Below are 8333 nucleotides of genomic sequence, written 5' to 3' on the forward strand. Positions count from 1 at the left end.
CTCTGCTGCTGGCGGAGATCGCCGCGCCGGCGCTTTTGCTGTGGCTCGGCATCGCCGCCCTCGTCACCGGCGTGCTGGCCTATGTGATCGACCTCACCTGGCAGATGGAGGTGCTGATCTTCGCCGCGCTGGCGGTGATCGCCGTGCTGGTGGGCCGCCGCGTCGCCCCGGCGCCGGGCAAGGCCTCCGACCGCCCGTTCCTCAACCGCCGCGCGGAAGGCTTCATCGGCCGCGTGTTCGTGCTCGACGAACCGATCCTCGCCGGGGTGGGCCGGGTACGCATCGACGATTCTGTCTGGCGCATCGAGGGCCCGGACACCGCGGCCGGGCAGGCGGTGAAAGTGGTGGCGGTGGATGGCGCGACGTTGCGGGTGGCGCGGGCGTAGGGGGGTGTTCCGACGCCAGGCTTCGCCCGCGATAGGTCAGCTTCACGGCTGGTGTACTTCGATTGCAACTTTGGATGACGGCATTTTAAGCCATGAGACGCTCGCCTCTCCGCGTTGCGTAGTTCGCCTGCACAATTGGTGTTCTGAAAGGTTGGACTTTTCTATGTTCTATTTTCGTTCCGTGGAGTGTAAACTGCGTCCCGGAGATTCGACATGTGGATCGCAGTCCGCCAGCGCTTCAGAGCTTTTCACGCTGACCTGAACCCTACGAAGGAACAGGTTGAAGATGCATTCGGTAAGGCGAAGCGCGTCGGTCAGGCTCTGCAACGTGCCTATGGCGGCGAGTCGACGGAGAACCCGCCGATCTTTACGGTGGGCTCTTGGGGCAAAAGAACGCCCGTGCGGCCATCCGCGGACATCGACATCATGGCTCTATTCGATTGGGCCATTTATCAGCGCTTCCAGGCCTACGCCTCCAACGGACAGTCGGCGCTCCTGCAGGAGATTAAGGACAAGCTGGAGGTGACCTATCCGCAGACCCGGAAGCGTGGCGACGGGCAGGTGGTTCAGATCGATTTTAACTCGATCATGGTTGAACTCGTGCCCGTGTTCGCCGTTGGCAATGGGCAGTTCATCATGCCGGACACAAACGGCGGCGGATCGTGGAAAACGGTCGATCCGGCTGCGCAGATCAAGTTCATCGATGATTCTGACCGCAATTTTAACGGCAACGTTCGCCCGCTTTGCAAGATTATGAAGAGATGGAAGCACGAATTTTCGGTTGATCTCAAGTCTTTCGCTATCGAACTATTAGTTGTAGATTTTTCGCAGCTATCCTTGGGGTAATTATGACCACTATTATTACGATTGGTATGTTCGTGACTGCCTAAAATTCATAAGAACTCGGGCGAATGGATGGGTGACGATCCCCGGCACAGGCGAAATCGTTCAGCTTGGCGACAAGTGGGCTTCCAAGGTTGATACAGCCATCGGCATAGCTGAACAGGCATGCGATTATGAACGAGACGACTACGACATCTTAGCGGGCATGGAATGGCAGAAGATATTCGGACCTCGGATTCCGATCAGCGTGCTACCATAGAAGCACGCCGTCGGGAGATCGTTAAGGAAGCCCTAAGGCAATCCGAAAGCTGCCTCTGGACTTCCACGATGCTTTATACTTGGCTACGTCGGGTGCGGTGGCAGCACAAGGCTATCACACTGGCCCCCATCATCCTGACGGCCCTCGCCGGTGCAGCTTTCGTCAAGGATTTGATACCTGCTATCGCCGTGGCAGTTATCGCTTTCTTGGCAACCCTGATCCCATCCATTTCGGAGGCTCTCGACATCCAGACGCACGTCGAAGAACTCAAACGGACTGCCGCCGAATACAAGGCTCTTCAGGACCGGTTTCGCCGCCTTGCGAGGATAACAGCGCTCGGCGAGGTGGATAAGGCAGAAGAGGTGCTGGCGGAGCTTATGGATCGCATGGACGCCGTCCGGGGTGGATCCATAACTCCGCCGGATCGGTATCGCGAGTGCGCAAAGAACCAGATCGAGGGCGGAAATTACGATTTCGCGGTCGACCTGCCGACCGGAGAGACCCCATCCGGTAAGCGATCAAAGACGCCCAAGGACTGAGCGGTGGCTACTCGTTGCCGGTCAGAGACGTCGTGAGGGGCGAAGTGCCAAGCCCCCCAATAACAGGGCGCCCCGGCCAAGCCGGGCGCCTGTCCTCTTCCCGTCCCGTCAGTTCACTTCAGGAACAGCGGCACGTCGCCCGGCGTCGCCTTGAGCTTGGCGGCGGCGTCGCAGAAGTCCTTCTTGTCGCCGTTGCCCTCGGCCAGGAACAGGCCGAAGCGGGCGCCGAACGCCACCAGGACGGCGGCGCCGAATTCCTTCTCCTGGCGCTCGTTGAAGTCCTTGTCCGGGCTGGTCAGGACGCCGGCGAAGCCCTTGCCGAAGGTCTCGGTGTCGAGCGTGTAGCCGTCGCACACCCGCACGACCGCCGCCTGGAAGGCGAGATTGTTGAGCGCGGTGTATTGCGGCCCCGGAAGCAGGCCGTTCTCGGATTCGAGAAGGTCGTTCCAGGCATTGTCCATCCGGTCGTCGTCCGGCAAGGCGGCCCCGGAATGGGGGGCGGCCGACTGGGCGAGCGCCGGGGCGCAGGCGGCGGCGGAGAGCGCGAGGGCGATGAGCGCGCCGCGCAGGGGCTTGAGCATGGTCATGGGATCTCAGTTCCTGCCGTAGACGCGCCAAGTCCAATCGGCGGCATAGGCGCCGCCGTTGTAGTAGCAGGCCCGCTGGCCCGGATAGCACACCACGTTGGAGGCCGGGGAGAACGGCGCCGGCGGCACATAGACCGGCGGCGGCGGCGCCCCGTAGACATAGGTGCTGCGGTTCGCGCTGTCGGCAATCGCCGCGCCCACCGCAAGACCGACGATGCCCGCGGTCACCGCCGCGGCGCCCGAGCTCATGCGCGCGGCGCTGGGGGCCGCCTGCGCGAGGAGCAATGCCGGCGCAAGAAGCGCGACGGCCAAGAGTCTTCGGCTCATTGTAATCGTTCCAATCCCTGGTGACGCAACCACAGGATACTGAGCGCCGCTGGCCTGGAAAATCAAGCATACCGGTTGCACATTCCGCGGGATTCAACAACGCAGGCGAGCAGTTCGGCCGCCGCCCCGCGGTTGCACTTGGCGCTGGCACCCGCGTCTCAAGACGTTTCTATGACGTCGTCTGTTCTTTCCAAGTAATTGGAAAACAACGATTGTGAGCATGGTATCCCGATCGGGTCGCCCGTCCTTGGGCGGCGCGCGGAAGCGCCGCGACGCGGCCCGAGCGAGACCGCCGGCGATGTGGTAACATTTTCTTACACGGGGGCGTGCCTGGCGCCGGGCTCAGCCCATCGCCGTGCGGATCAGCTCCTCCTCCGCCTCCGCCAGCAGCGCCTCGTTGGCCTCGCCGGCGACGCTCTCGCGGCCGATCTCCAGCAGCACCGGCACCGAGAGCGGCGAGACGCGCGCCAGCTTCTGGTGCACGATCCGCCCCTTGACCCGCGCCAGCATCTCGCCGAGCCGCTTCACGTCCAGAAGCCCGGTGGCGGCGTCCGCCCGCGCGGCGCGCAGCAGCAGGTGGTCGCTCTCGTGCCGGCGCAGCACGTCGTAGATGAGATCGGTGGAGACCGTGACCTGGCGCGCGGTCTTCTCCTTGCCGGGAAAGCGGCGCTCGATCAGCCCGGCGATCACCGCGCAATAGCGGAACGTGCGCTTCATCATCGCGCTCTCGGCGAGCCACGCCTCCAGATCGTCGCCCAGCATGTCCTCGTCGAACAGCTCGGCGAGCGAGAGCCGGCTTTGGGACACCGCGTCCCCCATGTCGCCGGCGCCCCACACCGCCAGCGCATAATCGTTGGCGACGAAGCCATGGGCTTCAGCCGGGCGCGCTCCAGCCGCCGCGTCAGCAGCATGCCCAGCGTCTGGTGGGCGAGGCGGCCCTCGAACGGATAGGTCACGAGATAGTGCCGGCCGGACTGCGCGAAGGTCTCCACCAGCAGGTCGTCTCGCCCCGGCAGGCGCGAGCGCGCGCGCTGCAGCTCCAGCCAGTCGCGCACCTGCGCCGGCAGCGCCGGCCAGCGCTCCGGCGCCGAGAGCAAGGCGCGCACCCCGGCGGCGAGGAAGGTGGAGAGCGGGAACTTGCCCCCCGCATAGGCCGGCACCCTGGGCTCGGTGGCGGTGGTGCGCGAGACATAGACCTCGTCCTCCACCAGCGCCTCGTAGCGCAGGATCTCCCCGGCGAAGATAAAGGTGTCGCCCGGCACCAGGGTCTCGACGAAATATTCCTCCACCTCGCCCAGCATCCGTCCGCCGAAGCGCACCCGGCCCGCCACCCCGGTCTTGGCAGCGCCGCGCGCCGAGACCAGCCGCACCTTGAGCATGGCGGCCTCGACGATGGTGCCCACGTTCAGCCGGTAGGCCTGCGCGATCATGGGATTGGCGACGCGCCACAGCCCGTCCTTGGTGCGGCGGATCTTGGCGTAGCGCTCATAGGCCTTCAGCGCATAGCCGCCGGTGGCGACGAAGGCGACCGCCGCGTCGAAATCGGCGCGTGACAGGGTGCGGTAGGGCGCGGCGGAGGTCACCTCGCCATAGAGCGCGTCGGCATCGAACGGCGCGGCGCAGGCCATGCCGAGGATGTGCTGCGCCAGTACGTCCAGCGCCCCCTGCCGCTCGGGCGGGGTGTCCTGCGCCCCCGCTTTGACCGCCTCCAGCGCCGCCCGGCATTCCAGCACCTCGAAGCGGTTGGCGGGAATGAGCACGGCGCGCGAGGGCTCGTCGAGCCGGTGGTTGGCGCGGCCGATGCGCTGCATCAGGCGCGAGGCGCCCTTGGGCGCGCCCACATTGACGACCAGGTCCACGTCGCCCCAGTCGATGCCGAGGTCGAGCGAGGAGGTGGCCACCACCGCCTTGAGCCGCCCCGCCGCCATGGCGGCCTCCACCCTGCGGCGCTGCTCCACCGCCAGCGAGCCGTGGTGGAGCGCGATGGGGTGGCTCGCGTCATTGATGCGCCAGAGCTCCTGGAACAGGAATTCCGCCTGCCAGCGGGTGTTCACGAACACCAGCGACAGCTTGTTCTGGCCGATCAGCTCGTAGATCTCGGCCAGCGCATGGTGGGCGGTGTGGCTCGCCCACGGCATCTTCGCCCGGCTCTCCAGCATGGCGATATCCGGCGCCGCGCCGCCCTGCGCCACCACCAGATCGGCAAGCGGCGCGCCCGCGTTCTGCGGCACCAGATAGCGCCTCAGATCGTCCGGCTCGGCGACGGTGGCGGAGAGGCCGACGCATTGCAGCCCGGGCGCGATCGCCCTCAGGCGGGCGAGCGCCAGCGACAGCAGGTCGCCGCGCTTGGAGGTGACGAGGGCGTGCAGCTCGTCCAGCACCACGCGCTTCAGGCCGCAGAACAGGTGCTCGGCATCCTTGGAGGCGAGCAGCAGCGAGATCTGCTCCGGCGTGGTCAGCAGGATGTCGGGCGGGTCGCGCCGCTGGCGCTGGCGGCGCGAGGCCGGGGTGTCGCCGGTGCGGGTCTCGACACGGATGGGCAGGCCCATCTCGGAAACCGGCGCTTCGAGGTTGCGGGCGATGTCCACCGCCAGCGCCTTCAGCGGCGAGATATAGAGCGTGTGCAGCGGCGAGGGCGGCCGCTCCGCCTGCCAGCGGGCGAAGGGGACGGGGGCGGTTTCGGCGTCCGCCGTGCCTCCCGTCCCCGCGCTGCGATGGAGGGCTGGGGAGGGGGCCAAGGGACGGTTTGGATGCGGACGGCGCGTCGACTTCCGGCCCGGTTTGCTCCGCTGCTCCGCGCTCAGCTCCACCAAGGTCGGCAGGAAGCCGGCCAGCGTCTTGCCGGCGCCGGTGGGGGCGATGAGGAGCACCGAGCGGCCGGCGGCCGCGGCGTCGATCAGGTCCAGCTGGTGGGCGCGGGGGGTCCAGCCGCGCGCGCGGAACCACTGGCGGAACACGGGGGGAAGGGCAGCCTCGGCCCTGGGCGCGGCATGGGACACGCCTGGAAGATAGGATGCGGCCGGCGGTTTCGCGATGGCCGCCTTAATGGCCCGTCAACCGTCTTCGCGCACAGTGCGCCGTCAGTTCCCGCGTGGAGTACCGAAGTCCCATGATGTCCCGCGCCGACCGGACCGTCCTCAGCGAATGGTGGTGGACGGTGGACCGGGCCCTGCTCGCCGCCCTCTTCGGCCTGATGATCATCGGCATCATCCTGTCCCTCGCGGCGAGCCCCGCCGTCACGGCGCGGATCGGCATCGACGATCCGTTCCATTTCGTGAACCGCCAGCTCCTGTTCCTGGTGCCGGCGGTGGGGGTGCTGCTGGCGACCTCCTTCCTCACGCCGCGCGCGCTCCGGCGCACCGCCATCGGCGTGTTCGCGCTGTTCTTCGTGCTGCTGCTGGCGACGCTGGTGTTCGGCCCCGAGGTGAAGGGCGCCCGGCGCTGGCTCACGGTGGCCGGCATCACGGTGCAGCCGTCCGAATTCATCAAGCCGGCCTTCGTCATCCTCGCCGCCTGGCTGTTCGCCGAAAGCTCGAAGCGGCCGGAGATGCCGGCGCAGTCGCTCGCCATGCTGCTGCTGGCGAGCGTGCTCGTCCCGCTGGTGCTCCAGCCGGACTTCGGCCAGAGCCTGCTGATCTGCCTCGTCTGGGGCGCGCTGTTCTTCCTCGCCGGGCTGCGCTGGATCTGGATGGTGGGCCTCGTCGGCGCGGGCGCGGGCGCGGGCGTGGTCGCCTACCTCACGGTCTCGCATGTGCAGAAACGCATCAGCCGCTTCATCAACCCCGATTCCGGCGACACCTACCAGATCGAGGCGGCGCTCAACTCGTTCCGCAACGGCGGCTGGTTCGGCACCGGGCCGGGCGAGGGCACGGTGAAGCGCATGCTGCCGGACGGGCACACCGACTTCGTGTTCGCGGTGGCGGGCGAGGAATTCGGCATCGTCCTCAACCTCATCATCCTGGCGCTGTTCGCCTTCATCATCCTGCGCTCGCTGCGGCGCGCCATGGACGAAAGCGACCCGTTCGCGCGCTTCGCCATCACCGGGCTGACGCTGCTGTTCGGCCTCCAGGCCTCCATCAACATGGCGGTGAACGTCCACATCGCCCCGGCCAAGGGCATGACGCTGCCCTTCATTTCCTATGGCGGCTCGTCGCTGATCTCGCTCGCCTTCGGCATGGGCATGCTGATCGCGCTGTCGCGCAAGCGTCCCGGCGCCGCCGCGCTCGCCGCCTTGAGCGAGCCGCGCCGGAAGGCGGAGCCGCGCACCAGCGAGGCCTCCGGGCCGGAGCCGGTTCCCGCCGCCTCCTGAGGCGATTTCCGCCCCGGCGCGGGCCAGGGTAGAACGGCGCCGGGTTCCTCGGGGACCCGGCAGAGGGCCAGAACCGTGAGCAAGCTCGTGCTTCTCGCCGCCGGTGGTACCGGCGGCCATCTTTTCCCCGCCGAGGCGCTGGCCGGCGTGCTTGCCGCGCGCGGCCTCACGGTCGACCTCGCCACCGACGCCCCGCGCGCGCGCTATGCCGGCCACTTCCCGGCGCGCGAGCTGCACGTGCTGCCGGCCGACACGGTGCGCGGGCGCTCCGCGGCGTCGCTGGCCCGCACCGGCATCGCCTCGTCTCCGGCCTGGTCTCGGGTCTCGCCTTGATGCGGCGGCTGAAGCCCGCCTGCGTGGTGGGCTTCGGCGGCTATCCCACCGTGCCGCCGCTGCTGGCGGCGTCGCTCTGCGGCGTCCCCTCGGCGCTGCACGAGGCGAACGGCGTCATGGGGCGGGCGAACCGCATGCTGGCGCGCCGCGTCGCGCATCGCCACCGGCTTTCCCGGCCTGTGCCGCGCCGATCCGGTGCTCGACGCCAAGGCGGTGTGGACCGGCATCCGCTGCGCCCCGCGGCGTGCGGCCGCCGCCATCCCCTACGATCCACCGGTGCCCGGCGGCCCCCTGCGGCTCCTGGTGTTCGGCGGCAGCCAGGGCGCGCGGGTCATGTCAGACGTGGTGCCCGATGCCATCGGCCTGCTCGACGGCGCGCTGCGCGGCCGGCTCCGGATCGTCCAGCAGGCGCGCGAGGAGGATGCGGACCGGGTGCGCGCCGCCTATGCCGCGCTCGGCGTTTCGGCCGAGATCGCGACCTTCTTCGACGACCTGCCGGCGCGCATGGCCGCGGTCCATCTCGTGGTCTCCCGCTCCGGCGCCGGCACCGTGGCCGAGCTTTCCGCCATCGGCCGGCCGGCGATCCTGGTGCCGCTGCCGCACGCGCTCGACCAGGACCAGGCCGCCAACGCCCGGTCGCTGGCCGAGGTGGGGGGCGCCAAGGTGCTGCGGCAGGTGGAGTTTCGATCCCGAGCGCCTGGCGCTGGAGATCCACAGCTTTGCCGGCGAACCGACGCATTTGACCCGGAT

Annotated in this window: 7 protein-coding genes and 2 pseudogenes; 6 read left to right on the forward strand and 3 right to left on the reverse strand. The window is 68.1% G+C overall.

Annotated elements, in window-relative coordinates:
* Positions 1 to 2 precede the first annotated feature (2 nt).
* The 4 genes from AC2W7M_RS14675 to AC2W7M_RS14690 all read left to right on the forward strand — a co-directional run bounded on the left by AC2W7M_RS14675 (position 3) and on the right by AC2W7M_RS14690 (position 2027).
* Complete coding sequence (locus AC2W7M_RS14675) at positions 3 to 386, forward strand: NfeD family protein (RefSeq protein ID WP_486132996.1); 384 nt, start codon at positions 3 to 5, stop codon at positions 384 to 386.
* Between the two features lie 213 nt (positions 387 to 599).
* On the forward strand, positions 600 to 1232 hold the full coding sequence (locus tag AC2W7M_RS14680) for an SMODS domain-containing nucleotidyltransferase (RefSeq protein WP_486132997.1): 633 nt from the start codon (positions 600 to 602) through the stop codon (positions 1230 to 1232).
* Between the two features lie 73 nt (positions 1233 to 1305).
* The gene (locus tag AC2W7M_RS14685; RefSeq protein ID WP_486133002.1) at positions 1306 to 1488 is read left to right on the forward strand and encodes a hypothetical protein; all 183 of its coding nucleotides are present in this window, start codon (positions 1306 to 1308) and stop codon (positions 1486 to 1488) included.
* Positions 1440 to 2027, forward strand: a complete 588-nt coding sequence (locus tag AC2W7M_RS14690; RefSeq protein WP_486132998.1) for an SLATT domain-containing protein — start codon at positions 1440 to 1442, stop codon at positions 2025 to 2027. The genes AC2W7M_RS14685 and AC2W7M_RS14690 overlap by 49 nt, the downstream gene beginning before the upstream one ends.
* Positions 2028 to 2140: 113 nt before the next feature.
* Here AC2W7M_RS14690 and AC2W7M_RS14695 read toward each other — a convergent pair whose 3' ends face one another.
* From AC2W7M_RS14695 to AC2W7M_RS14705, 3 genes and pseudogenes are all read right to left on the reverse strand, one after another.
* Positions 2141 to 2614 (reverse strand): hypothetical protein, encoded by a 474-nt coding sequence (locus tag AC2W7M_RS14695; protein WP_486132999.1) that lies wholly within the window; start codon positions 2612 to 2614, stop codon positions 2141 to 2143.
* Positions 2615 to 2620: 6 nt separating this feature from the next.
* Entirely contained in the window at positions 2621 to 2863 is a 243-nt protein-coding gene (locus AC2W7M_RS14700; protein ID WP_486133000.1) for a hypothetical protein, read from the reverse strand.
* Between the two features lie 420 nt (positions 2864 to 3283).
* A pseudogene (locus AC2W7M_RS14705) lies at positions 3284 to 5940 on the reverse strand (ligase-associated DNA damage response DEXH box helicase).
* A 110-nt stretch (positions 5941 to 6050) separates the two neighbouring features.
* Here AC2W7M_RS14705 and ftsW point away from each other — a divergent pair.
* Both ftsW and AC2W7M_RS14715 read left to right on the forward strand, forming a co-directional pair.
* Entirely contained in the window at positions 6051 to 7250 is a 1200-nt protein-coding gene (gene ftsW, locus AC2W7M_RS14710) for a putative lipid II flippase FtsW (RefSeq protein WP_486133001.1), read from the forward strand.
* A gap of 75 nt (positions 7251 to 7325) precedes the next feature.
* A pseudogene (locus tag AC2W7M_RS14715) lies at positions 7326 to 8333 on the forward strand (UDP-N-acetylglucosamine--N-acetylmuramyl-(pentapeptide) pyrophosphoryl-undecaprenol N-acetylglucosamine transferase); the annotation flags it as partial.

This window comes from Xanthobacter sp. BG11Y11_SDJG, assembly GCF_057364445.1.

Coding starts and splice junctions, on each gene's coding strand:
- ftsW (WP_486133001.1), top strand. CDS start 6,051: ATGATGTCCCGCGCCGACCGGACCGTCCTCAGCGAATGGTGGTGGACG.
- AC2W7M_RS14690 (WP_486132998.1), top strand. CDS start 1,440: ATGGCAGAAGATATTCGGACCTCGGATTCCGATCAGCGTGCTACCATA.
- AC2W7M_RS14680 (WP_486132997.1), top strand. CDS start 600: ATGTGGATCGCAGTCCGCCAGCGCTTCAGAGCTTTTCACGCTGACCTG.
- AC2W7M_RS14700 (WP_486133000.1), bottom strand. CDS start 2,863: ATGAGCTCGGGCGCCGCGGCGGTGACCGCGGGCATCGTCGGTCTTGCG.
- AC2W7M_RS14695 (WP_486132999.1), bottom strand. CDS start 2,614: ATGACCATGCTCAAGCCCCTGCGCGGCGCGCTCATCGCCCTCGCGCTC.